Below are 26,131 nucleotides of genomic sequence, written 5' to 3' on the forward strand. Positions count from 1 at the left end.
CAAAATAGCGCGGATCGAACGAGAAACTTCTTCTTCGCATGACGCATAGCGCCACAAGAAAATTCCACTGCGCTTCGGGCCGATTGGATTTCAAGGCAACGCGCAGCTTCATTTTCCAAAAACAAGCACTGCAAAAGATCGTTCACCTCTCAATCGCGTCGCTCGGATATCAAACTGATCTAATATCGCATGGAGAATGGTTTCGCCGAAGAAACTGAAGACGCTGCGCTTTTCGTTGCTTTATCATCGCCGCTGACTTTTAGAACTTCAGCAATGGATGGCAGGGTGAGCAACGTCGACTACGTCATTCAACAGGAGTATCACGCGCCCGCAACGCCGGCACCCGCGCGCCACGCTTCCGCCATTGCCAAACCCGGCCTGAAGCCAAATCTGATCGTCCTGTCCTGGATCGCGCCCGTTATTCTCATCGTTGTATGGGAAGCGCTGGCGCAGGCCGGTTGGCTGTCGCCGCAAGTCCTTCCTGCCCCCTCGAAAGTGCTGCGCACGGCGTGGAAACTGACTTTATCCGGCTCGCTGCTGAACGATCTCGGCGTCAGCCTGCTGCGCGCGGCCGCGGGCTTTGCAATCGGCGGCAGCATCGGCTTCATTCTCGGCACGCTGGTGGGCTTCTCGCGCATCGCGGAAGCATTGATCGATCGCAGCGTGCAGATGATCCGCGCGATCCCGTTCCTCGCCCTCGTACCCCTCGTCATCGTCTGGTTCGGCGTCGGTGAGGGACAGAAGATCTTTCTGGTCTCGCTCGGTGTCGCCTTCCCCATCTATATCAACACCACGCTCGGCATTCGTCAGATCGATCCGAAGCTGATCGAGCTTGGCCGCGTGCAGGGGCTGTCCACGCTGCAATTGATCCGGCGCGTCATCCTGCCCGGCGCGCTGCCGTCGATCCTCACCGGTGTCCGCTATTCGCTGGCCACGGCATGGCTGGCGCTTGTGGTGGCCGAGACCGTCGGCGCGCAGTCAGGCCTCGGGTTCCTCGCCATGGATGCCCGTGAATTCCTGCGCACCGACGTGATCGTGCTGACCATCGTGATCTACGCGCTAATCGGTGTTGCCGCCGACTCCATCGCCCGGCTGCTCGAACGCAAATTGCTCGCCTGGCATCCGAACTACGGCAAGGGCGCACGATCATGAGCCCGACATCCGTGACATCAAGCGAAACCGCCGTCACCGTGAGCGGCCTGACGCGCGCCTATGGCCCGCGAGTGGTGATCGACAGGCTGGATCTCCGCATCGGGCGCGGTGAATTCGTCGCACTTCTCGGTGAGAGCGGCTGCGGCAAGACCACGTTGCTGCGCGCCCTCGCCGGCCTCGACCAGATCCAGGGCGGACATATCGAGGTGCCCGGGCGACCTGCCGTGGTGTTTCAGGAACATCGCCTGCTGCCCTGGGATACGCTCTGGCAGAATGTCTCGCTCGGCCTTCCCGGCGCGGATCCGCGCCAGCGCGCCGCCGCTGCTCTGGTTGAGGTCGGACTCGGCGACCGGCTGGACGACTGGCCCCGTAATCTGTCTGGCGGACAGGCGCAGCGCGTCGCACTCGCCCGCGCGCTGGTGCAGGAACCCCGGCTGCTGTTGCTCGACGAGCCCTTCGCAGCACTGGACGCGCTGACGCGGATTCGCATGCATGTGCTGGTCAAGGAGCTTGTGGCCCGCCACCAGCCCGGCGTTCTTCTCGTTACACATGACGTCGATGAAGCAATTGCTCTGGCCGATCGAATTCTGGTGATGCGCAACGGCGCGATCGCGTCCGAGCACCGCGCCCACACTCACGGCGGGCCGGCTGCATCCCGCGATCAACTGCTTCGCGAACTCGGCGTCACCACCAATCTCCAGGTCGCCTGATTCCACCTCACAGGAAGTTTTCTCATGTCAAAACCGTTCTTCACATCGTCACGCCGGGATTTTCTCAGTCTCGCGATGGCTGGTGTCAGCGCCTATGCCGGCATTCATCTCGCCAGCCATGACGACGCCATCGCGCAAAGCACCGGGCGAAAGACCGACAAGGTCCGTCTCACCTGGGGTTATCACGGTCTCACGCTGATCGCGAAGGAACGCGGCGAGTTCGAGAAGGCACTCGCCCAGCATGACATCAAGGTGGAATGGCTCGGCCCATTCCCGAACCACGCGCCGACCTTACAGGCAGTGACCGGTGACAGTGCTGATTTTGGCTTTGGCGGCAGCACCACACCCGCGCTGGCGGCGATTATCGCCGGCTCGCCGCTCGTCTTCACCCAATTCGTGCTCTACGAGCCGCGCACGACGGCGATCATCGCCAAGGATGATTCCGGCATCAACAAGGTCGAGGATCTGGTCGGCAAGTCGGTCGCGGTCAACCGCTCCGGGCTTGGCGAGTTCCTGCTCATCGCCGCGCTCGAGAAACACAAGGTCGACCGCTCCAAGGTGAAATTCGTCTATCTCAACCCGCCGGACGCAGCGCCGGCGCTCGCATCCGGCAAAGTGGATGCCTGGTCGATGTGGTCGCCGGGCGTCGACATCGCGCGGCTGGACTACAAGGCTCACGACGTTTTCCTTGAGGGACGCGACCTGCCGTTCCAGATCGACTTCTCCTCTTACGTGACGGCGCGCAAATTCGCGAAGGACAATCCGGCCATCCTGCGGGCGCTCAACGCGGCCTACGAGAAGGAAGCGCAGTGGGTCAACAAGAACACCACCGACGCCGAGCATCTCATCCAGAAGGTCGCGAAATATGACGACCGGATTCGAGACCAGTTCATCGAGCGCAAACGCAACTACACGCTCATCCCCGTGTCGGACAAGAAATTCGTCGGAGAACTGCAAACCGCAGCGAACTGGCTGACCGAGCGCAAGGTCCTGCCCGAGTCTGTCACCGTCTCGGATCATCTGGCCAGTCTTTAAGCCTCTGTCGCCGCTCGATCCTCCCACCGGAACCGCCGAGAAGGAATCCCATGAACAAGCCCACATCGCAGCACTCGTTCGACGTGTCGCAGCCGATCCGGATCGGCTCGTCCGACTTGCAACAGTTGTTTGATCACATCGCGCAGGGCGAGGCAGAGCGCGAGCACGACCGTGTTCTGCCCTACGACATCATCGAGCTGATCCGCCGATCGCGGATCGGCGCGCTCCGCATTCCCAAAGCCGACGGCGGCGGCGGCAGTACCGTGCGAGAACTGCTCACTGCCGTCATCAGGCTGGCGGAAGCCGACGCCAATGTCGCGCATATCCTGCGCAATCACTATAGCGTGGTCGAGCGTCTGCTGGCCTCGCCGCCAAGCGCGCAGAATCGCAAGTGGCGCGACGACGTCGCGGCCGGCGCCATCATTGGCCTCGCCACCACCGAGCTGGGCAGCTCGCAGGTGGGAGACATCGCTCCCGCCACCACCGTCACGCCGGATGGCGACGGCTACCGCCTGAACGGCACCAAATATTACAGCACCGGCACGCTCTATGCGGACTACGTGCTGGTGCGCGTCGCGGACGGCAATGAAGCACTCGCGACCACGATCATTCCGGTCAAGCGCGAAGGCATCGAACTGGTCGACGACTGGGATGGTTCGGGCCAGCGCCTGACCGGAAGCGGCACCACGCATTTCCGCAACGTCCGGGTCGAAGCGGCCGAGCTCATTTTCGATCAACCCAATATCGGTTATGGGGCCGCCTATCAGAACACGTTCGCGCAACTCTATCTGACGGCTATCAATGCCGGCATCGCTGCAGCCATCCTGCGTGACGCCAGCGACCTGGTCAGGCGGCGCGCGCGCAGTTTCTATTACGCGCCCACCCTTCGCCCGCGCGAGGACCCGATCCTGCAGCAGACTATTGGCCAGATCGCAAGCAATGCGTTCGCGGCAGAAGCGACCGTGCTGGCCGCCGCCGACGCGCTTGACGTATCGAGCAAGGCCCCTGATCGGGAAGATACCAAGCCGGCGCTGGATGCCGCCCTCGCATCGTCCAAAGCCAAGATCGTCGTCGACGAACTGGCTATCCGCAGCGGCAGCCTGCTGTTCGATGCCGGCGGCGCATCCGCGACCAAGAAGTCCGACAACCTCGACCGCCACTGGCGCAATGCGCGAACGCTGTCGTCGCACAACCCGGTGACCTACAAGGCGCAGGCGATCGGTGCGTATGAGGTCAACGGCACGCCGCTGCCGGCCAAGGGCTTCTTCTAGGCAATCCGGAACGCTGCGCCGTCGTAGCGAGCGCGTTACATTCACTTCATTCCCAACCTGGACACATCATGAAAGCTGCATCTCGATTTCTTATTTTCTCCCTTTCGGTGCTTGCACTGTCGTTACCCGCCCTGCAGGCCAACGCCGCAGACAAGCCGCTCAAGGTCGGCGTTTCGGCAGGGCCCTATGGTGACATTCTTCGCGAGGCCGCGCGGCTTTCCGAGAAAGAGGGACTGAAGGCGGAGATCATCGAGTTCAGCGACTGGAACCAGCCCAATGCAGCGCTGCAGGCAGGCGACATCGACCTCAACAACTTCCAGCACCGCTTCTATCTCGCCAATCAATCGAAGGCGCGCGGTTACAAGCTCTCCGCCCTCGATGAATCGATCCTGGTGCCGGCCGGCGTCTTCTCCAAGAAATACACCAAGGCCTCCGACATTCCCGACGGGGCCAAGATCGCCATCCCCAACGACCCGACCAATGCAGCACGCGCATTGTTGCTGTTTCAGACAGCCGGACTGCTCAAATTGAAGACCGATACCGGCCTCTCGGCGAGCATTCTCGATGTGACTGAAAATCCGAAGAAGCTGCAGATCGTTGAAATCGACGCGGCCCAGTTGCCGCGGTCTCTCGATGACGTGGCAGCCGCCTTTGTGTCATCCAACTACGCCTATCTCGCTGGCCTGGATCTCAACAAGGCGCTTGCGGCCGAGACCAGCGTCGTCGAAGCCAAGCCATATTATACCCTCGTCTTCGCCGCACGTGACGATCGCAAGGACGATCCGCAGATCAAGAAATTCATCTCGATCTATCGTTCGCAGCCGGTGAAGGATTTCATCCGCACCAAGTTCAACGGCTCGATCCTCGCCGCCTGGTAATCCCAACGGGATGGCAGCTCGGGTGTTCTCCCTGACGCGATGTGGCATGGCCCGACCACGGGCCGCGCCAGTTGGATAGCGACAGCGTGCCAGCGCGGCGGCTATCCAACCATCATCGCGGGCTGATCTTGCTGCGCACCGATGCCTGCGTCACGAAACTGTTGGGCGGTACGTCTTCGGTCAACCAGACATTGCCGCCTATGGTGGAGCCGCTTCCGACCACGATGCGTCCCAGAATGGTCGCGCCCGCATAGATGATGACATCGTCCTCGATGATCGGATGGCGCGCATTGCCCTTGATGGCCTTGCCCTCGTGATCGGTGGGGAAGTGCCGGGCTCCAAGCGTTACCGCCTGATAGATTCGGACGCGATCGCCGACGATGGCAGTTTCGCCGATCACCACGCCGGTGCCATGGTCGATGAAGATGCTGGCGCCAAGACGCGCGCCCGGGTGAATGTCGATTCCCGTTGCGCTATGCGCCAACTCGGCGATCAACCGCGCCACCATCGTTGCCCCGAGATTGTAAAGCAGGTGCGCGACGCGGTGATGGATGATCGCCACCATGCCGGGATAGCCAATCAGGATTTCGGGGAAGCTCGTTGCAGCAGGATCTCCCACGAAGGCGGCCCTGAGATCGCTGACCAGCCTGCCTCGGATTTCCGGCAGCCGGGCGGCGAAGTCGCGCGTCAACGTAACGGCATCCTCGAAATGTCGCTCGGTCGGCGCGCCGTCGGAAACGAAAGTCTGCCCGCGGTAGACTTGCTCGAGCAAGCCATCCAGCGCAGCGCCCAGTTTGCCTTCGACAAACGCATCGATGCTTTCGGTGCCGAAATCGGAGCGGCCGTAATGCCGGGGAAACAATACCTCGGTGAGGCTCTTGAGCACGTCCCCGAGGGCTTCGCGCGACGGCGCCCGTCTGTTCGGCCCACGCTGCCAGATATTGTGGGCAACATCGCGGGACTCGCGCAGCCCGGCAACGATCGTACCCAGGTCCCAGAGTGGCGCCGGACCGTCCCGATCTGTGTCTTGCTTGACGTCCTCGGCAACCCTCGACATCGCGGCTCCCCTGTTGCGATCTCACGCAGCTGCAACTGTGACTCATGAGCCTGGGACAAGGAATTCCAAAAGTGCAGCATTTTCGATACGTCCATCCTTCCTCCTCACGCGCCGACCTCACATCACGTGCCCTTCGCTTCCGATACGATCGCAATCAGGCACTGAACCAGCGTGCGCGCAGCTTCCAAGGCTGTGCAAGCTGCACGGCGGAACGATTTTACCGTGATCGGATGGCTGCTGCCGTCGCCAAACAGCCGTTCATTCGCCGCACATGGCTGCGCGCAGCATCGTCGTCATTGAGGTGCCGATAAATTTGGATGGCCATTTCATTGACGAATGAACGCCGACGTCGGATATTTCTGACACAGATTATGCACTTCGGAATGCCTGCATGACCGCATATGAGACAACAGTAGTGAGCCAGTTGCGCAAGCGCGTAACCCGCCGCTGCGTGTCCGCGGCCACCGGCGCGTGTTGTTGATTCCAGCGTAACGACTCTCACCGAACATTCCATCACTCATTGATAGGATCGCTGCCTCGGCGGCGAACAGAACGCGCATGTCCAATGCCTATGTCATCGAAGTCTTCCATCGCACTGCCGGAATCGTCGTCGCGGAAGAGCGCGGATTTCGTTTCTTTTCATCAGAACCTGCCTTCGACACGCTTGAAGGCGACCATTTCGGATCGGCCCGGGCAGCGGAACGCGCAGCGAAGGCACTTATGGACCAGCGAAGTCACAAGGCTAGCCAATCCCGTATCGCCACGGCCCGCTGAGTTTGAGACTGTCCTCGCCCGACCAGAATGACAATCAGCGTCGAACGAACAAAATTGCCCGGCGCAGACGGCATGGAGAATATTACTCCACGCCGGAACGCCCCGACGTGCTGATCATCATTATTTCCGGCGCGCGCTTGCGTAGACCAGATTTATCGCCTTGTTATCTGCAAATGGCGCGTTGGAGAACGATGATGCGTGAACTATCGGCGGAAGCCCGGTTGCATAACCGTGCGCGCGCGTCGTCGAACCGCACAGCGGTGCGCCTGCACACGGCCGCCGTTTACGGCGCATTTGCGTTGATCGCAGCCATCGTGTTCGGCGCGACATCGGTGCGCCCATTTTGACAACGGCACGGGACGGTGAGCCGTACGCAAACATGCGGTCCCATCGTCAGAGGACATCATGAGCGATCGTTCGGAGTTTCTTTGGTACATCCCGAATGACGTGAAGGCAGGTCACCGCGGCGATGTCGTCGATCCAAACCACAACAGCGTCGAGACGCTTGCCGACCAGGCGCAAGCGCTGGAACGTCATGGGTGGCAAGGCGCGCTGATCGGAACCGGCTGGGGAAGACCGGACACATTCACTGTCGCGTCAGTGCTGGCGGCCCGAACGACGCGTTTCGAGCCGCTGATAGCCATCCGTCCCGGCTATTGGCAGCCGGCGCATTTTGCATCTGCCGCAGCCACACTGGATCAATTGAGCGGTGGCCGGGTTCGCATCAATATCGTCTCCGGCAAGGACAATCTGGCAGCTTACGGGGATGACGAAGCCGACTCGTCGCAGCGATATGCGCGCACCAAGGAATTCATGCGCATCGTCCGGCGGCTATGGACCGAAGAAAACGTCACCTATTCCGGCGCACATTTTTGCGTTTCAGACTCGACCGCGGCGCCGCGCATACTCCAGCGCGGCAATCGCCGACATCCGAAGCTGTATTTCGGCGGGGCGTCGGACGCGGCCGAGCATGTCGCCGCAACCGAAGCCGATGTCCAGCTGTTCTGGGGCGAACCGCTCGGTGACGTCAAACAGCGCATCGAACGGCTCAAGACCTTGAGTCAGCGCCTCGATCGGGACCTCCCGCCTTTGGAGTTTGGACTCAGGATCACGACGCTTGTCCGCGAGAGCTCGGCCGAAGCCTGGGCTGTGGCGGAAGCCAAGGTTGCCGATATGGCGAAGAAAGCTGGCGCGGGCTGGAACGACCACGGCCCAGCCATCGCAATCGGCCAACGGCGACTGCTCGACCTCCAGGCCCGCGGCGACGTCCTCGATGACAATCTCTATACGGCACCAGGAAAATTCGGAGCAGCCGGCGCCGGCACCACCTGGCTGGTCGGTTCGGCATCCGAAGTGGCCAGTTCGCTGCAGAAATACCGCGATCTCGGAATCAAGTATTTCATCCTGTCCGACACGCCCTATCTGGCGGAGATCGAGCGGCAAGGCAAAATACTCCTGCCTTTGCTTCGAGATTGATTTGCACGGCATCATCCGTCCTGATCCGGATTGGCACCATCATTCTCTGTCCTGTTCGAACCAGCCTGTGCTACCTCGATCTTGCGCTCGATACGTCTGAAGAAGACGCGCATTATATAATTGATATCATTATATAATTTATGGGAACTCCTTTAGGCTCAATCGTGCCGAGGTCCGCTTTGCGGCCCAGTCCCGCTTCCAGAAGGACGACGTAACCCGTCCGGAATGCAGCGCCGGCTTCCGCCGGATCGCTTTCGTCCGACGAGGTAACCAAGCGGATATCGCTGCCCCGTTCGCGATACTCTGGCGCGCAAATTTAATTGCGGCGGCCTGCCGTAAGTGATTGAATTTTCAGCAACTCGACTCAACTAATGATGGAGATACTTTCGCCAGCGAGGTTACTGCCATGCTTGCCGAGAAGTTTTTTCTGGTGCTCGAGACAATCAGAAGTCACGCCTCCGATGATAAGCCATCCGGTGCTAGATCATCTCCAGTCGTGACCGGTCCCGTACCGCCGACCCCGGTCAAACCGCCGAGCGAAAAGCAAACTAGGGCCGCCAACTGAGGCAGCGTTTCGCTTTTCACGAATGTGGGCGTTCGCACCATTCGAACAGCCCTGAGTCCCGCTGGTCCCGATCGATCCGGAAATTGCCGTCGTAATTTACCGCGTCATTCCATCGCCATCTTGGGCATGTCTTGCTAGTGTCATAAAACATGATGCGTGCTTCCGATGGAGTTACCATTGAACGCCCAGCAGCCAATCGTGCCCGATTCTGCTGGCGCAGCAATTGCTGTACGACCGGGTGAACAGGCGGAAATCGAACTTAAGCTGCTGGCGCCGCAAGGTATCCTCGAAAAACTGCGCGAGATCCCCGTCATCGTGCAGCATGCGCGCAATCGCGGCGTGGTCCGCCGGTTGGAGACAATTTATTACGACACACCGGAGGGGGCGCTGTTTCAACGCGGCATGTCGCTGCGCGTGCGACGCAGCGGCAAGCATTTCATTCAGACATTGAAGCTTCTGCCCGACATCGGGCGGCCGTTGGCGCGACGACAGTGGGAAACATCGGTTGACGGTATGACTCCCGATCTGGCGCGGCTTCCTGTCGCCGAGATCGGCGATCCGCTGACGACACTTACGCCCGATGCGCTCGTGCCAGCGTTTGCAACAAGAGTTCGCCGGCATGCACGGCAGCTCGATCTGCCTGATGCGTCAGTTGAAGTCGCCTTCGACGTGGGGACTATCGAGGCCGGTACGCGTCAAGAAGTCCTGTCCGAGATCGAGCTCGAATTGAAGAGCGGCAACGCCGGCGCGCTGTTTGATCTCGGAACGCAGTTGCTCGATGCCGCGCCGCTGCAGGTCGGCACACGGAGCAAGGCAGAACGCGGTTATGCGCTGGCGTTCAATGTCATGCAACCGGCAGTGAAAGCCGAACCTGTCAACATCACTGCCGAGCGCGCGGTTGACGACGTCATTGCGCTGCTGGGAGGCGCCTGCTGGCATCATCTCCTGCGCAATCATGCGGTGGCAAAGGCGGGATCCGACCCCGAAGGCGTGCACCAGATGCGCATCGCTTTGCGCCGTTTGCGCACGATCTGTGCGCTGTTCCGGCGCGAGATCCCATCGCCCTCGTTTGAGGCGATCAACAGCGAAGCGAGGTGGCTGATGCGACAGCTCGGCCGAACCCGCGATTGGGACGTTTTCGCCACCACGATAGTTTCTCGCGTGGCGACGACCACGCCGGAGGTCGACTTCGGCGGCTTGCGCGAGGCAATCGAGCGGCAGCGCAAGTCGAGCTATGGCAGCCTGCAGGCGGTTCTCGACGATCCGCGCTACAGCCGTTTTCTGCTTTCGCTCGGGCACTGGGTCGAGCGCCGCAGCTGGCGCAACGATATCGACAGCGATGCGCTGGCTGTCCTGTCGCAGCCAATACCGGCGCTCGCTGACAAAATTCTGGCGCGACAGCAGCGGAAGGTGCGCAAGCGTGGCACGCACTTCCGGCAGCTCGACACCGCTGCACGGCACAGTCTCAGGATCCAGCTCAAGAGGCTGCGCTATGCGGCAGAATTCTTCTTGCCACTTTACACCGGCCATGCGCCCGCCAAGCGCTACGTGGCTCGGCTCGCCAGACTCCAAAAAAGTCTGGGACGCGTGTGCGACATCGCAAGTATCCGCGGATTGCTCCGTTCGGTCAGGCAGGACGATCAGGCCGCGCTTCATCTCTCCATCGGCACCGTGACGGGCTGGCAGGTCCGCGACGAGATTGCAGCCGCGACAACGCTGCGCAAGAAATGGCGGCGCTTTAAGGCGACGCCGGCATTCTGGGACCGGTAAAGTTCGTCGCGCTCATCTACGGGCGTGACGGCGCGCACCTCAATGATCGAGAAGCACTACGCCCGCCCGTTGGATTTCTGATGCCTGGAAGAGTTAGTCGTGCGATCTGTAGTTCCACTCCTTCCTCGAGATGAGGCCTGATGCATCTTTTACGAGGGGCAGTGATTGCGGCCACAGCGTGCCACCTAAAGCAATGCCGCTCATGAAATATTGAATGAAGCAATATCGATGGCATAGGCAGTTCCGATCAACTCGGTGTAGTTGCCGCATCTCGCGCCGGTGCCGCACGGCCGTTGGTTATCCGCACTCGGTGCCATATCAGCAGTAAGGCTTGCAAAGCTGTGGTGATGCCAGCTGCATCCTGCACTGTTTGTTGATTTTATTAGATTTTACAATTTCTTCCGGATCAACCCCACCGTTCGCCCCAACCGCACTTTGCGCGCGCCCGATCAGGCCGCATACTTTCGCCTGTCCTGGGATTGTACCAAGCGCCTTGTCCGCCGGACCACGCCACTCGAATTCTGGAGCATCCAGCATAGGTGGGAATGAGCTTGGCCAATCCCAAAAATCCGATCGCGAGCACAACGACGATTACAACCAGCAGGATGATGCCTAGCACTTGCTCCAGATCGAAATCCTTCCGGCACAAGCGACCCAATCGGTTGTATAGGCCGCAGGCCAAGCGGGCTTGAGAGTGAACTACGCACGATCACTCAGGAACTCGGGGCCTCGTTTTAAAATGAGGGATGGGTTCTGCGGATAGTGACCAAGGCATCCGGAAGTGGCTGAGCGCCTTCATCGGCTGCAAGAGTAATACGATCGACCTTGCTGAGGAACACAAACGATATTTCAGCCGTGGGCCCCAAATCTTTCAAGGCGGCATAAAACGTTGCAGCCTCGCACGCGCTTGCGCCTCGCACACTGATAACCGATGTCTGCCTGAAAATTCGCTGACCGTCGCACGTCACCCTACCGAGATCCTCTCGAAACTCAGAAAGAAGACATATGCCTTTCGCGACCTCAACAGAACTCGCATCGAACGCTAACGTCGGATGTCCATCAATCTCTACGGCAAACAACAGTCGATCACTGAAAGGATCGGTCACGAGAATATTCCTTTCCCGATAATAGTTAGTGACAGCTTCCATAAATTGTATTCTGATACTGTTCGCAAAAACCCACTCTTAAAGGGGGATGTTTTCAAAAGCCGAGCGCACATATCCGTCGTGACGCTTAATCGAGACGATTATTTCCGCCGCGAGGTACCGCGATGAAGGCTGTTAACAGCACAAGTCGATCGTGCATCTCGCGTCAATTGGCCTTTCCGTGAATCGAATCCAGCTTATCTTGTCAATCCCATCTCCTTAACAAGAACATGAAATCAATTTCTACAATCTAAACCGAGACCCGAGCCAGACGCATGGGCAAGACAGAGACGACACCAACCGAAATTATCCGCATGATCTCTGCTGAAGCTACCCGACTCATCGGCCCGTGGCCCAGCAACCTGGATATATTTGTATTTCGCGTGGATGACAGCTGGGAATGCCTGATAACACCGACCAATAATCCAACCGAAGCTAAATTCCGAGATGTGGCGTTGCAGATCGGCCTTTCACTCGAACGCAGTTTTAAGCTCAGGGTATGAAACCTATTTTTGCGGCCTCGTATTCTCCTTACCAACTCGAAATCCTCTTGCGAAATTGACACGACGTTGGGGCAACTAAGCCTCAGCACAGCGATTTCGACCTGCTGCCTTTCCCATACTTTTGCAAGCAGGCTGTTATCCCGAGAGCTATCAGTTCGGTGTCTAGATTACCGGGATTTTTCGCGGGCCCCAGCTCCCCGGGCCTCAGGCAAAAATAGATCTCCTTTCCCCGTTGATTTTGTAGTCAACGCATGCTCTTCGAAAACTCTCCGAGAAACGAATACCGTTCCTGTCTCGGTCGCTATCGTTCTCACAGCTTTCGCGACGAACGCCTTGACCGATGAAGTGTGTATTTCGAACAGGCGATAAAACGCAACAGATAGCGCACCACAGAGCAGCATGAAGGACACGAAGCGAACGAGAGAGAACAACGTAAACTCGCTCGGGCCACTACTGAAGATAACGTTCAGCACCACCAAAATTGGATAGTGTGTTGCATATAGCGAAAAACTATACTTCGCACCGTTTGCGAGTGGGTGCAGCCGCCTTGGCATAGATGCACCTGAGAGAGTCAGCCCCACGATGCTGCCTGCGACAATCAGGCCAGTTGCCAGCTGGCTTGCCGCCCATTTCGGCGCCGCCCCCCCTACATAGAGCAGCCAGGCTCCAACGAGACCTACGCAGAATAAGAACAGCCAACTCACGGCAGGCGCCCTAATGGCGTAAACGGCGGCGCCGAGGCACCATATCAAAAAGTAGAAGATGAATTTGGCTCCGATATGCGCCCCCGCCGGGTCATGTCTTTCTGCATACCAAAACAAGGCAAGAATGCCGATGATCAAAAATGTAAAACTGGGACGAGACCAAACGACGACAAGAGCAAAGATCAGGACATAGTACCAGAATTCGTTGGAGAGGCTCCACAATGCCAGATTTCCGGCAAACTCCGAGCATGCGATCGTCTGAAGAAATGCGACATTACATACGGCCGTCGTCACCCCAGCGCTTGCAGAGAACAGCCTCCCTGCATCATATAGGTCGTGGCGCGTCGCAACGAATTCCTGCCAGTTCGGCAAATGTCTCGCCAAACCATATGCGCAGATGGACGTCACAAGTGCGGGCATCAACACCACATAGAGGCGAGCGCCTCTGGCCGCGAAGTACTCAATCGCATTGAGCTGCCCCGATCTTGCTCTGACGATCGCTGGTCCGCCCACGAGATAGCCACTCAAAACGAAGAAGACGATGACAGCGGCCATACCATGCGCGCTGAGGGTCTGTACAAGAGAGTAGAGATAGCTGACTGGAGAGCCATCTCCCGGGTCCGGAGACCTTTCCAGAAACATCAATTGGTAGGAGTGGAACGCAACCACCTCGATTGCAGCCATCGTACGGGCGAGATCTAGCCATGTGGGCAGATTCGCCGGTGTCACGGCGTTGGTACGAAACCCAATCCAACCCTCATCCATGAGCTCGAGATCCTGCAAAGCGTCAGTCTGCAATTGGCACGTCATCGACCTGTGTGAACCAGCTAAACGCAGGCAGCGCCCTTAGACTTGACAACTCTCAATACGCTGGCATTCGAAGAGAGCGCTCCTAACCTGCCCCCACCCAATTCGATGTTAAAGCTCGGCCCAGCGCCGCTCCTGGCGGCATTTGGAGGTGCTGAGCGTTCCTGGGGAAATCGCCCCCGAATTTGACACCCATCAACTTTGACCCATGCGCGTCTCGCATGATCACGGCGACAGAACCCGCGTCTTCTCCAATCAGGAGAGGCCGTCGCGTCGTCCTGAATTCGGAGAATGCACATGACACGATACGGTCAGCTCCTCGGAGTCCTCTTGCCAAGCATTTGGCGCCAAAAGGGCATTGTCGTCAGCTCCATCGTTGTCGTCTCACTCCTGACCCTCATGGCCTACGCAACGATCGGTGAAAGATATGAGTCCTACACTCTGCTGCGTGTCGGCCAGGGCATCAAAGACCGGTCGTCAGGCGCAAGCGTGAATCCGTTCGCCGAGGGCGCCGACCTGTCTATCCGAATCGATTCGCTCGCTCGACTTGTTACGACTGACCACGTTGTCCGGGAAGCAGCGTCCAGCACCGGCTTTGATCGCTTCAACAAAGGCCGAGACAACAGTCTAATGGCGTCCATGAGCAAGACGATCGGGTCTATCGATCTTTCGCGGCTGCTGCCGAAGAGCGTAGCCGAAGCATTAGCGAGTTGGTCGAAGCCGGCTGACACGAACGAGGCCAGCGATCAGGCGCCAAGTAAAGAGGCGACATTGGTCGCTTCGCTCCGTGATCTGATTACCGCGAAGCAGGAGGGGCGGTCAGACCTGCTGCGCATTTCCTTTCGCTATCCCGACGCTGCTGTTGCCACACGCTTTTTAACTGAACTGGCAAATGCCCTCGTCGCGGTTCAGGCCGATCTCGTCCAGACACCTGGCGCCGATATCTTCTTTGAAGATCAAACGAGACGGCTGCAGTTGGAAGCTGAAAAGTCGGCGACCGAACTCCAGAATTTCTCGGTCGGAGCGGCGATATACTCTGTTGCAGAGCAACGCGCACTGCTCCTCAAGCGGGCAAACGAGCTGAGTACGTTGATCTCAACGACCCGTGCGCAGATCCAGGATCGAAAGGGCCAAAAGCAGTCCATCGTTGATCAGCTCCTGATACTGAAGCCGGTTCAACAATCGAAAACGGTCACTGGTATCGTCAATAGCCTGGGTGCGCGCGATTATCCAGTTACGCCAAATGCTGCCGGGACACCTCAGAACTTTGAGGAAACCCCTCCATTATTGCTGATCAAAGTGTATCAGGACGCCGTCGCCACTCTCTTCAAGGTCAACACCGATCTGAACGGATCCATGAAGCTTGAGAGCCTCCTTGCTGACGAGCTCGAACATGTGAATGCCGAGCTCGCGTCATTGTCGTCCAAGGAATCCCAGTATGACCAGCTCAAGCGCGCGTTGGTCCGCGCCTCCACGGCCGCCGATCACTACGGCGCACGAGTCATCGAGGAAAAGATCAATCTCGACATCGCCAAGAAAACTCAGTTGTCGAGCGTGCGTGTAATCCAAGCTGCCGATCGCCCTCTCCGGCCGATCTTTCCCCAGAGATTTCACTTTGTCCTGCTGGCACTGTTTGGCGGCGTGATTGCGGGATCCGCCATCATCATCATGAAGGAATTGAGCCGCCTGCGCCAAGATCAGTACGAGCTTGAAGAGCGCGAGCTCGCAATGAACGAAATCGGAATCCGATCGGTTCGCGAGTACAAGGCAGCGTTGAAAGCCGCACAAGCGGCTGAATGAGTTGCGCTATTGCGTGACTAATTTGTCACTGTGTTTTAAAACTGAGTATACATGGACGGATTATGGATCAACTCTGTTTTGATAATGATGATGACGTTCATTCGGACCCGTCTCGTTTAGACGCAGGATCACCGCGCCCTCTGTCGCCAATGGTCACAATCGCCATTCCGACATTTAATCGCGCAAGGCATCTGCGCCATTGCATCAAGTCGGCGCTCGCTCAGACTTACGACAATTTCGAAGTTCTGGTCTCCAACAATGCATCAACGGACACAACGCACGAGGTGCTGAACGAGTTTTCAGACGAGAGGCTTCGTATTGTCCAGCAGCAGAGCAATATTGGACTACTGCCGAATTGGAATGCTTGTCTCGCTGATGCAAAGGGCGATTACGTCGTTTTTCTCTCCGACGACGATCGTGTGTCGCCATTTATGATTCAGAAATCTATCGACGTTGTCCGTAAACGACCCGGCCTGCCGATAGTCGTTACGCTGAGCAATTTGCATTCTGAAGCTGTTGGTAAGACGTTCGCGGCTCGCGGGAGCCGAAAGTTGTCGACGGGAATCTGGCCAGGAACGGCGGTATTGGATGAGTTCCTGCAGAATAACATTACTGTCACGATGTGCAGCGTTCTGCTGCGTGCCGATTGCGTTCGGGCAAATGGAGGATTTCCTCTGGAGTGTCCTCATATGGCTGATATCGCAGCCTGGGCACCACTTCTATTTCTAGGCGAAGCTGGGCTGGTAAACGAGCCGTGCGCGACCTTCTCCTATCATGGCAACTCCGAGACGTCCCGATTGAGTCCGGAGGAGCTGCTATTGGACGGACGGCATATGGAGGAAATGATTTCTGACCTTGCCGTGAAGTATGTCGGAGACCCCGAGCAACAGCGTCTGCTGCAGCTCAATGCCCGTCGGTGTTTTGCACAACGAGGCTTGACCGTTCTCTCCGATTATCGATCAAGCGGCGGGAAGATGGACCGATTTATCACCTTACTTTGGAAATTCCGCAGTTATCTGACATCCGCCGGACCAAAAGTCGGCTTACGTTTCTTCGCACTCGTCCTCTGCCCTCCTTTCATTGCAGACTATCTGCGCCAGCGACGTCGGGGCGCGTCAGAGCAGTTGGTGTGAGAATGCCTGCTTGTCGCCAGCCGTTTCACCCATGGACGGCATTTTTTCGAGGCCAGAATAGCACTCAACATTCTTCTGGATATCAGCGAAAATCGGTGACTGCGGCTGCTGTAACGCTTCTGCTTGCATTCAATGTTAGCGCCAACGCTTTTGACGGTTCCTCCCCTCCAGCATCTGATTCAACGCAACTCCTCACGATCGCGACGCCGCGCTCCGCTCTGGCGCAGCCTTATCGGCTGGCAGCCTATTCAGCGGACCTGGCTCCACGACGAATTGGAATACCGCGATTCAAACCGGAGCGAGAGGTCACAATTGATACACCACTAGTGGACGCTACGGTTCAAAACACTCCGGGTTACAGCGATCAGTATCCTGCAGGCGTCCCGAAGACGTTTGCCTGGTGTGGTGGATCTTACAGGCCGCCTAACAACCGTGCGCCTCCACCGGACTTCACCGCTGTGACCGGCTGGGGGCAAATCTATCCCGCAATAGGCGCAGCCGAATATTCCACACTCGATCCGGTCATTGAGGTCGCCAATTCACGCACCTATGTCCACCTCAAAGGACGGAATGGTTGGGTATTGGTCCAAAGTCAGGCGCGCATACAGATCGCCGGTGCGCATTTCGTCTCCGACTTTTCCAAGAATGCGGCGATCCGGATGGAGATTCGTCAAAGCCCAGGCGGCGCCGCGATGATTGGCGCGCCACCGCCCGGCTACAACAGCCATTTCTGGCTCGTTACGCGCGGCACCTATCCGGCCTCTAGCGTTGACGGGGTCTACGTACAAATGGATATGCGATCGGCTGATCCCGCACTGAACGTCGTCGCTAACGTCGGGGCCGATTGGTGGCGCAACGCAACAGCCGCATTCGAAGACGGCTTCGGAAACAATCCCGGAGCCGGAATGAGCAACTGGCTCACCCTTTCGACGCAGTGGTCGACGCTACGCTTCTACTCAACCAGCAACGACGACCTGTGGGCCGACCCACCGCCTCCCTTACTATCCACGCGGCTACCCTACATGCCTACGAAAACGAAGCGGCGCGACATCGCGAGGATACCTTGTTCCCTCAGTCGCGAAACCCAACCGCAATAGCTATCTTGAAAGGCGTACTGGAAACTGCACGCCGCGACACAGTGCCGCGATTACACTGACGTTCGCATTCAATAGCAGATGCGTTCTCTAAATGTATTATGTAGTTAGCTACTACTCGATCAGTGTATCGCTGCTGCTGCCCATTACGCGGTGCAACACGAACACATTGAAAACAAAATGTGTTGCCACGGTTCGCTACACTATTGTTGATTCGTCAATGCACGATTTATTGGCGACTGCACAACTACTACGCATAAGCTACGAATCGTTTCAAACGACAAGAGCCTTCGTCACATCAATCCTCATCGGCCGACATCCTGGACAGATGCAAGTTCGGTGGGCACTCGGCAAAACTCCGGTTTCGCGTCGCCCGCATGTTTCGTACGGGCACAATCTCGAAACAGTCAAAATCCCATCTTCTTGGCCGAGATGGATGCTCTTCACAGGTATTTCTTTTGAAATCGGTCGCACCAAGCAGCGACAACCGGGGACATAGGATGGCAATTTCTGTTTCGGATATCATAGCTCAGAACACGATCGGTTATAGTGAGGGTAAACCAGTTGGCGTGCCGGCGAGCTACGCATGGTACAACGGTTTGTATAGGCCAATTGGCTATAGCGGTCCGCCATCCGACTTCACGTCGGTAACTGGATGGGGGCAAGTCTATCAGAAGGCTGGCGCCCCGGCGTATTCGAATCCAAATGCTACCATCGATGTCGCCAACGCCAAGACTTATGTGCACCTGAAGGCCACAGGTGAGTGGGTTCTGGTTCAGAATCAGGCCAATAACCAGATTGCGGGCGCGCATTTCGTTGCCGATTTCAGCGGTAACTCGGCGATCGCCATGAAGATCGGGTCCCAGGCCGCGGGGAGCGCGACAATGGCCGCCCCCCCGACTGGATACAACGACCATTTCTGGCCCAGCGCGCGCGGTATCTATGCAGCGGGGGCGGTTGATGCCGTCTATGTGCAGATGGATATGAAGGTCAGCGATCCCAATCTGCAACTGATCGCCAATGTTGGCGCCGATTGGTGGCGCACCCCTTCGGTCGGCTACGCCAACGGAATGACCAATAATCCCGGGGCAGGCATGAGCAACTGGGTCGAGCTGTCGACTCAGTGGACCACGCTCGGGTTCTATTCCTCAACGACATCTCAATTTCAGGTAGACCTGCCACCACCGCTTGAAGGAGTGGTTACGGAAGTTCCAAAGCCTACCATCACGCTCTTCAGCGCCGACAGTGGCGTCGTCGGCGACGGCATTACGAACGCATCTGTCTTGAAGTTGACGGGGACCGCTCAGGCGGGACTCGCTGTCAACGTCTTTGACGGATCCCAGCTTCTCGGGACCACCAAGGCTGATGCGTCCGGTGCATGGACGTTTACGACGGCGCAGCTTACCAGCACGTCGCACAGCTTCACTGCAAAGGCCATCAGTGCCTCAGGAAATACGAGCACCGCATCGACAACCCTCACTGTTCAGGTCGATACGATTGCCCCCACTGCACCGAAGCTTCTCTCGTTCTCTCCCGACACGGGCGTCGTCGGAGACGGCAAGACCGACGCGGCTGTCATTAAGCTGACCGGCACAGCGGAGGCTGGCAGCGCCGTCAAGGTGTTCGATGGGGCGACCCAGATCGGGACCGTGAGGACCGATTCGCAGGGATCATGGAGTTTGGTAACGGGGCCACTGTCGACGGCCACTCACACTTTTTCAGCTACGGCCACCGATGTCGCCGGCAACTCAAGTACAGCGTCATCGCCGCTCAACGTCAGAGTCGATGGAGGCGGGACTTCTACGCCCCCGGTCACGGGTGAGAATCTTTTGGTCAACGGATCGTTCGAGGCATCAGCCGTGAAATCCAGCTGGTTTGCTGGATTCAGTACGATTCCGGGATGGTCGGCCGTCAGCGGTGGCACGATCGAACTTTGGAACAATTTGAACGGCGTAAAAGCGACCAATGGCGTGAACTTTGGAGAGCTCGATTATCTCGGCGCCGATGACGGGCTCTACCAGAACGTGTTGACTATCCAGGGCCAGAGTTACGACCTCTCACTCGACGCGCGCAGTCGGCCTGGCTTTACGGGGGCAACCTGCTCCATGGAAATTCTCTGGAACGACACCGTGGTCGCGCGCGTACCACCAGGAAGTAGCTGGCAGACCTATAATTTTACGGTGACCGGCACAGGTGGGTCTGACCGTCTGACCATTCGTGAGGTCGCAGGCCAAGGCGGCGACGGCTTGGGCGCACTTTATGACAATGTGAGTTTGGTGGCCAAGCAGCCGATAACATCCGCGTCACAGGCCAGTCTGGCTCAGGCATCACGTGCCGTCGACCTTATCAATCAATATTCCGCAACAAGTGCTGTCAATTCAGATTACGGGACCAGCCCCTTGGCGAACGCGGCCGACTCCCTCACCACTCTCTCACAGACGTTAGCGCAATCGCAGCAGCACACCTGACAACATCAATCTTAGGGGGCGCCGCTCCAGATGCGCGCCCCTCGAGGGGCCTTTTCTCACTCCTCACGGAGCGTGATTTTGCGACTGGAAATTTCTAACGATCGTGTTGTGTCGACCAACTAATTCAAGAACAGCCGGTCCATGGGCGAGAACAATACTCGTGGATCTCGCTCGCATCTCCTCGCAGCAGCGCTGGATTTCACGAGTCAGCGCCTTATCGGCTTCAGCATAGAATTCCGCGAAAGACGGCCACTCATCTGGCCAGCGACTTGCGATCCGTGGCGTATTGAGAAACGGAAACTCGGCCGATTTCGGTGAAGCCGTATACCACGGCCCCACATTTGGCAGCGTCTCACCATGCGCCGCCTGCAAATTGGAGCGGATACCCGGCGTCAACGACCCAACATCGACCGGATCTTCATCGGCAGATAGCAATTCGAGCCCAGCGTTATAACAGACCCCAAAACGCATAACCGCTTCGTCGAACGAGGTGCACAGATACTCCAAATGGGAATGCACGAATCTCAGACGCTGATACGGACGGCTGGCCTCCTCTGCCTGCGTCAGACCGCTCGCGATTCTCTGAAATTCCCATGCATCTTCGCAGACCGTCTCAAATTGCAATAACGCTTCTACAATTTCCCTGAGCTTATCATGTGCCACGGCGATCGGATTTCTCGCGAATTCCGGCAACGAGCTGAGGTAGGGTGCATCGGCGACGCTCAGGCTAACCTTGGCATCATCTATGATCCGATCGAGCAAGCCTGCTGCGATCTGCGAGGCGGCAGCTTCTGCTTCAACAATGGTCATTGGCGCCGGCTATCTCAGGCTAAACAGATTGCCAGTCGGTGTGCGCACGAATCGGCGTCCAGGGTCTACGTACCGCTTCCCTTTAGCATGTTCGCACGCCTGCGCCACCAGTGTTCAATCCGGTGCGATTTGGATAGCCGAATAATAACGGCAAACCGACAGCCTATGACTGCGTGAGAGCGCATCGCATACCGCGTCTCTCTCAGGTCGCTCGCTGATGCCACTTCCATGCAGAGCCGACGATGGTCGAAAGGTCGGAATACCTGGGCTGGAAGCCCAGAACTGCCTTGGCGCGCCCCGGATTTGCAACCAGAACCGGCGGATCGCCATTCCGCCGAGGCTTGATGACGAACGGCGTCTCCCTATTCGTCTCACGCCGAATTTGACCGATAATCTCCTTGACGGAGTATCCCCTTCCCGTTCCCAGATTGAAGCATCCACCGGCCCCACCCGCGCGAAGATGCTTCAAGGCAAGGACATGAGCCTGCGCCAGATCCGTAACGTGAATATAGTCACGTATGGCTGTGCCATCGGGAGTCGCATAGTCGTCTCCGAAAATCGCAAAATCATCCAGCTTGCCCTGCGTCGCCAGAATAGCGCGCGGGATTAGATGCGTCTCGGGGGAATGGTCTTCGCCAATCTCTCCGCCAATATCCGCACCACTCGCGTTAAAGTATCGCAGGCAGATTGTCGCCAGGCCATAGGCTTCACCGAAATCCGCCAACATGTCCTCGACGATCCGCTTGGTTCTCCCATACGGATTGATCGGCTGCAGGACTTCACTCTCTTCAATCAAATCCTTATCGACGCATCCATAGACAGCGCCGCTGCTCGAGAACACCAATGTCTTGCACGACGCATCGCGCATGGCACGCAACAGACTCACCGTGCCTTCAACATTATTTCTGTAGTATTTTTCCGGATCACTGACGGATTCGCCGACGAGGCTCGAGGCGGCGAAGTGAAACACCGCCACGGCGCGATATTTCTCAATCGTCTCCGCCAAGCGTCGCTGAGCGTGAATATCGCCTTCGATCAATGGGCCCCACTTGACCGATGATCGATGTCCCGTCGACAGATTGTCATAGCAAATTGGACGATAGCCGGCTTCTGCAAGACCCTTGCAGCAATGCGACCCTATATACCCAGCGCCGCCCACGACCACGACATTCGGCGTCTCACTCATCATCCACCCCACACGCAGCGCTCGGCCTCACATACGGACCACCACGCTCAGCCGTTACAATCTTCACGGTTCGACATCTCGGGCCAGCTAGAGAAATTCTTTTTCGTCGGTCTTCCGACTGATGTATCGCGCTCTTTTCCTTACGCTCGCCTGCGCGTCGGAACGGCTTCCATGCATCACCGACGCCCGGCCCGCATAGGCAAAGTACAGGGCCATCGATGTAAAATTATCGAGAAGGTTCTCCGAGAAGAAATAGATACAGAGAACGACAAACAGAACTCGCGTCGCTCCAATCGGAAGTGATCGGTAAACGTGGATCAGAAATGGAACGAAGATAGCGAGATTGATCAAACCGTACTCTACCAGAATGCGCAGATAGTCGTTATGCGCAACGAGCGCGGCATAGGTGACAAGCGCCGTTTGCCCCGATCCGTAACCGAAGAGAAAAACACCGGTCCCCTGGCTCGAATACACATTCCAGATATCCGTCCAATGTATCAGACGAAAGAATGCCGAAAGATCTGTGGAACCCGTCATGGTGACAAGCTGCTTGTAGGACATTGACGCAATCGCGCTCGGATCCATGCTGAATACCAGCATCAAGTTGTCGAACGTCGCAATTCCGCGATCTAGGGCGCCAACCGACAGCGCGACAGCACCGCCTATGCCAACGGCAATAAGAGCAACGATAGAACTGCTCCGGATCGGCATGACGATCCACAAGCAGGATGCCACTGCTGTCGCGACGGCTGCCCCCAGCTTGTTCATGACGATAGCATTGATGAACTGGAACAGAATGACCCGGTTGCCGTAGAGCTGCGTTACCGCAAACAGAAGCGCAGAAAAATACAAAACACCGGTATTCGCGTTCGGAAAATACGAGAAGACTTCACTCGCAAAGCTCTCATTCTCGTAAACCTTGCTGCTCCCTTTGGTCAGCAAGAAAAGTATCGGCACAATGCCGAGCGCAACAATGCAGCGCAACTCGATCGGTTTCATCTTGCCACCGGTTGCGCGTCCCGCAGCATAGAACACATAGATTGACAGATACTTGAGAGCATCCGTCATCGACGCAACCTGCAGATTGTAGATGACACTTAACGTCGTCGTCACCAGCGCGACGAGCAGATATCCCTTCGCCGCGCCGTCTTCCCGCTTCGACTGCATAATGATCTGAATTGAATATGCGATGATCGCGAGGCTGACGGCGTTTCCCACGGCATTGAAGACTTGCGCTCCCAGAAAGTGATAAAGAAATGCGCAAAGATTGACGATCAACAAGCCGATGCAGAACATCGAGAAGTAAGACGATTTCGGTACCGCAACAGTGGGTCGGCCTTCGATCGCAAATTCGCTCATCGACGGCCACTCATATCGGTGATCGCTTCCTCAGCCTTTGCCCTCATCACCGCAACCTCCGACACCACCATCGATGGTCGTCGCTTCTGCCGGCGCCCAATTGGAGGTCTGACGATGAGGTCATCCTTGTCCTTCTGCGGACGCGTTGTCGATCTGTCCGGGTGGGACGCTCCCATCACGGCATCATAAATTTCGAGCGTCTTCGAAGCGATATCATTCCAGTCATAACGGCGCGTACTCTCGTGTCGAATCGTCTCGCGCTCGGCCGCTCCCATCCGAACCGCAGTGAGAGCAGCCATCTTCGATCTGAGTTCTTCGCAATCGCCAACCGGAAAGATATTGGCTGGATCCGTCACAACTTCGCAGTTTGACGGAATGTCACTAACCAACACCGGAAGCCCATAACTCAAGGCTTCGAGTAGGACGATTGGTAATCCTTCATGCGACGACGGCAATACGAAAAGTCCCGCATGCGCATAGAGCTGACGCAACGTCTCGCCGCTTTGGTATCCGGCCATCACAACGTTGTCCTGGCCTTGCGCCTCGATCACAAGCCGATCTGCGTATTCGTTCTTGTGATCGATCCGCCCAACGATAACGAGCTTCCATCCATCCGATTTTAGTCCCTCGAACGCCCGCAAGAGATCGATCTGCCGCTTCTCGGGGACCAGCCGCCCAACCGTCAAGACATACCGCCCCGCTTCGAGACCCAGTGCGTTGATCTTGTCTGTGTTCAGCGGAAGCTCGGAAAATACGACCCCATTTGGTATGACATCGCACGTCTTTTCATACTTCTCCTCGATGAGCTGACCGATGCTGCGACTGACAGCTATCCTCTTATGCGCGTATCGCATTCCGAATGCCTCGCCGGTCCGCAGAATCGTCCGCGCAGCCCAACCCCATTTTTCTCGATTGTAGTCCTCGCCATGATGCGTCACGACCACGCGCAAGCCAAATAATCGCAGCAACGGCGTCACAATCGCCGGGCCGATTCCGTGAATATGCACGACGCTCGGTCGCTTAATCCCGGCGACGAGCGCACAGATCAGCGAGTGCAGCAACGTTTCGAGATACACACTGCGAACAGTCCAGAGGCGAAGGATCCTCACTCCGCGCCAAGCATCGCCTTCCTGCGCGTCCACATATGGCGATCGCACGCAGGCCGTTACACCCTGTCCGAGCTTCGCAAGCCTCGGTGCGAGATTCTCGACATGGTTCTCGATCCCGCCCTGAACGTCCGGGAAGCCACGAAACCCGAACGTGTAGACCTCTCCCTTACCCATGACGCCACTCCCCGCTCTTAGTTGTTGATGAATGACTTCAGTGGGTAATGTTGGTCAGTTGTTATGCGCCCCTTGACCAGCTTGGCCTTGACGGTCTTGTCCAGGAATGACGGTCGCTCGACATGCGGCGACGGCCGCGCATCCGAATAGTCGATATAGCTGTCGAAGCAGATCTTCTTGCCCATCGACACCTTGGCTTTGTTTTTCAGAACCCACATCAATGGCTCCTGCTTTGGCAGTTGCGGCACGATCCGGGATCGCATCGCTGTCCGTGCGGTGGTCACCATCCAGCAGTTCTGTGCGCATCCAGCGACCTTGCCGAGCGTTTTCCGGGCGGTGTCGCTGTTGGCGATCTCATCCCACGACTGCTTTGCAAGATTTCCCATCGGAAGATCGGACCGGACGTTGCAAGCCCAGACATCCGACCACGGATCGATGAACGCAAAATCCTTTCCGGCGCTGCAGGGAATGAGCCTGTCGTGACCGAGAATCTTCTCGATCAAACCGAGATTCAGATAGGCGCGGAACCAGTTCTTCGGCTTGTTGCTTTTCAACAGCGCCTCGACGAGCCCCTCGACCTTGCGCGCGACACTGCGCCGATCATAGAAATAGTTGTCGTTCTTGTAGAATTGCCAGGCGTTATGCAGCGTCGAGGTTGCGAGTTCGTAGCCTTCCTTGCGGGCGAATTCGTAGACATCGACCAGCTGATCGACATTCTCGTCCTGGATCACCATCGCAAAGCCAAGATCCGTGCCGCCCGCCTCCTTCAGCATCCGGAGCCCGGCGACCTTCGTGGCATAGCCGCCCTTCTCGCCCCGGATCGTATCGCTGGTTACTTGGTCACCTTCGACGGAGAACCGAACCTTGATGTTCGGATACTTCTTGATGATTGGAACCAGGCGTTCGGGATGCAGGCCATTCGACGAAATCTCGAGGACCCGCGCTTTCGGATAAAGCAGGTCCGCGATCTCGGCGAGATCTTTGCGAAGTGTTGGCTCGCCACCCGACACATTGAGGTTGTCGAAGCCAGGTGGCAGTTTCGACAGTGTCTCGAGTGATATCTCTTCCCGCGGATCGGTCGGGTTCTGCCAAATATAGCACATCTGGCACTTGGAATTGCAGCGGAACGTCGAAATGATAGTGAGATCCAT

Annotated in this window: 22 protein-coding genes; 14 read left to right on the plus strand and 8 right to left on the minus strand. The window is 57.5% G+C overall.

What is annotated here, in order from left to right; all coding sequences use genetic code 11:
- Positions 1 to 273 precede the first annotated feature (273 nt).
- The 5 genes from AB8A23_RS27740 to AB8A23_RS27760 all read left to right on the plus strand — a co-directional run bounded on the left by AB8A23_RS27740 (position 274) and on the right by AB8A23_RS27760 (position 5,046).
- Entirely contained in the window at positions 274 to 1,152 is an 879-nt protein-coding gene (locus tag AB8A23_RS27740) for an ABC transporter permease subunit (protein WP_439057490.1), read from the plus strand.
- Positions 1,149 to 1,862: an ABC transporter ATP-binding protein gene (locus AB8A23_RS27745; protein WP_439057489.1), complete on the plus strand. Its 714-nt coding sequence runs from the start codon at positions 1,149 to 1,151 to the stop codon at positions 1,860 to 1,862. The genes AB8A23_RS27740 and AB8A23_RS27745 overlap by 4 nt, the downstream gene beginning before the upstream one ends.
- A gap of 24 nt (positions 1,863 to 1,886) precedes the next feature.
- The gene (locus AB8A23_RS27750; protein ID WP_439057488.1) at positions 1,887 to 2,897 is read left to right on the plus strand and encodes an NrtA/SsuA/CpmA family ABC transporter substrate-binding protein; all 1,011 of its coding nucleotides are present in this window, start codon (positions 1,887 to 1,889) and stop codon (positions 2,895 to 2,897) included.
- Between the two features lie 50 nt (positions 2,898 to 2,947).
- On the plus strand, positions 2,948 to 4,168 hold the full coding sequence (locus AB8A23_RS27755; protein WP_439057487.1) for an acyl-CoA dehydrogenase: 1,221 nt from the start codon (positions 2,948 to 2,950) through the stop codon (positions 4,166 to 4,168).
- Positions 4,169 to 4,236: 68 nt separating this feature from the next.
- On the plus strand, positions 4,237 to 5,046 hold the full coding sequence (locus AB8A23_RS27760) for a MetQ/NlpA family ABC transporter substrate-binding protein (RefSeq protein ID WP_439057486.1): 810 nt from the start codon (positions 4,237 to 4,239) through the stop codon (positions 5,044 to 5,046).
- A 112-nt stretch (positions 5,047 to 5,158) separates the two neighbouring features.
- Here AB8A23_RS27760 and epsC read toward each other — a convergent pair whose 3' ends face one another.
- A complete protein-coding gene (epsC, locus tag AB8A23_RS27765; protein WP_439057485.1) occupies positions 5,159 to 6,103 on the minus strand; it encodes a serine O-acetyltransferase EpsC in 945 nt (314 codons plus the stop codon).
- Between the two features lie 558 nt (positions 6,104 to 6,661).
- Here epsC and AB8A23_RS27770 point away from each other — a divergent pair.
- The 4 genes from AB8A23_RS27770 to AB8A23_RS27785 all read left to right on the plus strand — a co-directional run bounded on the left by AB8A23_RS27770 (position 6,662) and on the right by AB8A23_RS27785 (position 10,688).
- Positions 6,662 to 6,877: a hypothetical protein gene (locus AB8A23_RS27770; protein WP_231077815.1), complete on the plus strand. Its 216-nt coding sequence runs from the start codon at positions 6,662 to 6,664 to the stop codon at positions 6,875 to 6,877.
- 107 nt (positions 6,878 to 6,984) lie between these two features.
- Positions 6,985 to 7,224, plus strand: coding sequence for a hypothetical protein (locus AB8A23_RS27775; protein ID WP_231081285.1), 240 nt, complete (start codon positions 6,985 to 6,987; stop codon positions 7,222 to 7,224).
- Positions 7,225 to 7,282: 58 nt separating this feature from the next.
- On the plus strand, positions 7,283 to 8,353 hold the full coding sequence (locus tag AB8A23_RS27780) for an LLM class flavin-dependent oxidoreductase (RefSeq protein WP_231077816.1): 1,071 nt from the start codon (positions 7,283 to 7,285) through the stop codon (positions 8,351 to 8,353).
- Between the two features lie 763 nt (positions 8,354 to 9,116).
- The gene (locus AB8A23_RS27785) at positions 9,117 to 10,688 is read left to right on the plus strand and encodes a CYTH and CHAD domain-containing protein (RefSeq protein ID WP_231077817.1); all 1,572 of its coding nucleotides are present in this window, start codon (positions 9,117 to 9,119) and stop codon (positions 10,686 to 10,688) included.
- 734 nt (positions 10,689 to 11,422) lie between these two features.
- Here AB8A23_RS27785 and AB8A23_RS27790 read toward each other — a convergent pair.
- Positions 11,423 to 11,836 (minus strand): hypothetical protein, encoded by a 414-nt coding sequence (locus AB8A23_RS27790; RefSeq protein WP_120288753.1) that lies wholly within the window; start codon positions 11,834 to 11,836, stop codon positions 11,423 to 11,425.
- Positions 11,837 to 12,108: 272 nt separating this feature from the next.
- Between AB8A23_RS27790 and AB8A23_RS27795 the strand changes: the two genes are divergently transcribed.
- Positions 12,109 to 12,336: a hypothetical protein gene (locus AB8A23_RS27795; RefSeq protein WP_139285903.1), complete on the plus strand. Its 228-nt coding sequence runs from the start codon at positions 12,109 to 12,111 to the stop codon at positions 12,334 to 12,336.
- A gap of 167 nt (positions 12,337 to 12,503) precedes the next feature.
- Here AB8A23_RS27795 and AB8A23_RS27800 read toward each other — a convergent pair whose 3' ends face one another.
- A complete protein-coding gene (locus tag AB8A23_RS27800; protein WP_231077818.1) occupies positions 12,504 to 13,805 on the minus strand; it encodes an acyltransferase family protein in 1,302 nt (433 codons plus the stop codon).
- A gap of 339 nt (positions 13,806 to 14,144) precedes the next feature.
- Between AB8A23_RS27800 and AB8A23_RS27805 the strand changes: the two genes are divergently transcribed.
- The 4 genes from AB8A23_RS27805 (at position 14,145) to AB8A23_RS27820 (ending at position 20,342) form a co-directional block, all read left to right on the plus strand.
- On the plus strand, positions 14,145 to 15,647 hold the full coding sequence (locus tag AB8A23_RS27805) for a hypothetical protein (RefSeq protein WP_231077819.1): 1,503 nt from the start codon (positions 14,145 to 14,147) through the stop codon (positions 15,645 to 15,647).
- A 62-nt stretch (positions 15,648 to 15,709) separates the two neighbouring features.
- Positions 15,710 to 16,780: a glycosyltransferase family 2 protein gene (locus tag AB8A23_RS27810; RefSeq protein ID WP_439057484.1), complete on the plus strand. Its 1,071-nt coding sequence runs from the start codon at positions 15,710 to 15,712 to the stop codon at positions 16,778 to 16,780.
- A 458-nt stretch (positions 16,781 to 17,238) separates the two neighbouring features.
- Entirely contained in the window at positions 17,239 to 17,877 is a 639-nt protein-coding gene (locus AB8A23_RS27815; protein WP_439057483.1) for a hypothetical protein, read from the plus strand.
- 497 nt (positions 17,878 to 18,374) lie between these two features.
- On the plus strand, positions 18,375 to 20,342 hold the full coding sequence (locus AB8A23_RS27820) for an Ig-like domain-containing protein (protein ID WP_439057482.1): 1,968 nt from the start codon (positions 18,375 to 18,377) through the stop codon (positions 20,340 to 20,342).
- A gap of 63 nt (positions 20,343 to 20,405) precedes the next feature.
- On the opposite strand, the gene AB8A23_RS27825 is transcribed toward AB8A23_RS27820, so the two are convergent.
- From AB8A23_RS27825 to AB8A23_RS27845, 5 genes are all read right to left on the minus strand, one after another.
- Positions 20,406 to 21,152, minus strand: coding sequence for a hypothetical protein (locus AB8A23_RS27825; protein WP_439057481.1), 747 nt, complete (start codon positions 21,150 to 21,152; stop codon positions 20,406 to 20,408).
- 202 nt (positions 21,153 to 21,354) lie between these two features.
- On the minus strand, positions 21,355 to 22,338 hold the full coding sequence (gene galE, locus AB8A23_RS27830) for a UDP-glucose 4-epimerase GalE (protein ID WP_439057480.1): 984 nt from the start codon (positions 22,336 to 22,338) through the stop codon (positions 21,355 to 21,357).
- Positions 22,339 to 22,425: 87 nt separating this feature from the next.
- Positions 22,426 to 23,697 carry an O-antigen ligase family protein gene (locus tag AB8A23_RS27835; RefSeq protein WP_439057479.1) on the minus strand — a complete coding sequence of 424 codons (1,272 nt, stop codon included), beginning with the start codon at positions 23,695 to 23,697 and terminating at the stop codon, positions 22,426 to 22,428.
- Complete coding sequence (locus tag AB8A23_RS27840) at positions 23,694 to 24,980, minus strand: glycosyltransferase family 4 protein (protein WP_120288744.1); 1,287 nt, start codon at positions 24,978 to 24,980, stop codon at positions 23,694 to 23,696. Before AB8A23_RS27840 ends, AB8A23_RS27835 begins: the two co-directional genes overlap by 4 nt.
- A 17-nt stretch (positions 24,981 to 24,997) precedes the next feature.
- Positions 24,998 to 26,131, minus strand: coding sequence for a radical SAM protein (locus AB8A23_RS27845; RefSeq protein ID WP_093760290.1), 1,134 nt, complete (start codon positions 26,129 to 26,131; stop codon positions 24,998 to 25,000).

This window comes from Tardiphaga sp. 619_E2_N8_4 (genome assembly GCF_051810905.1).
Classification (GTDB): domain Bacteria; phylum Pseudomonadota; class Alphaproteobacteria; order Rhizobiales; family Xanthobacteraceae; genus Tardiphaga; species Tardiphaga robiniae.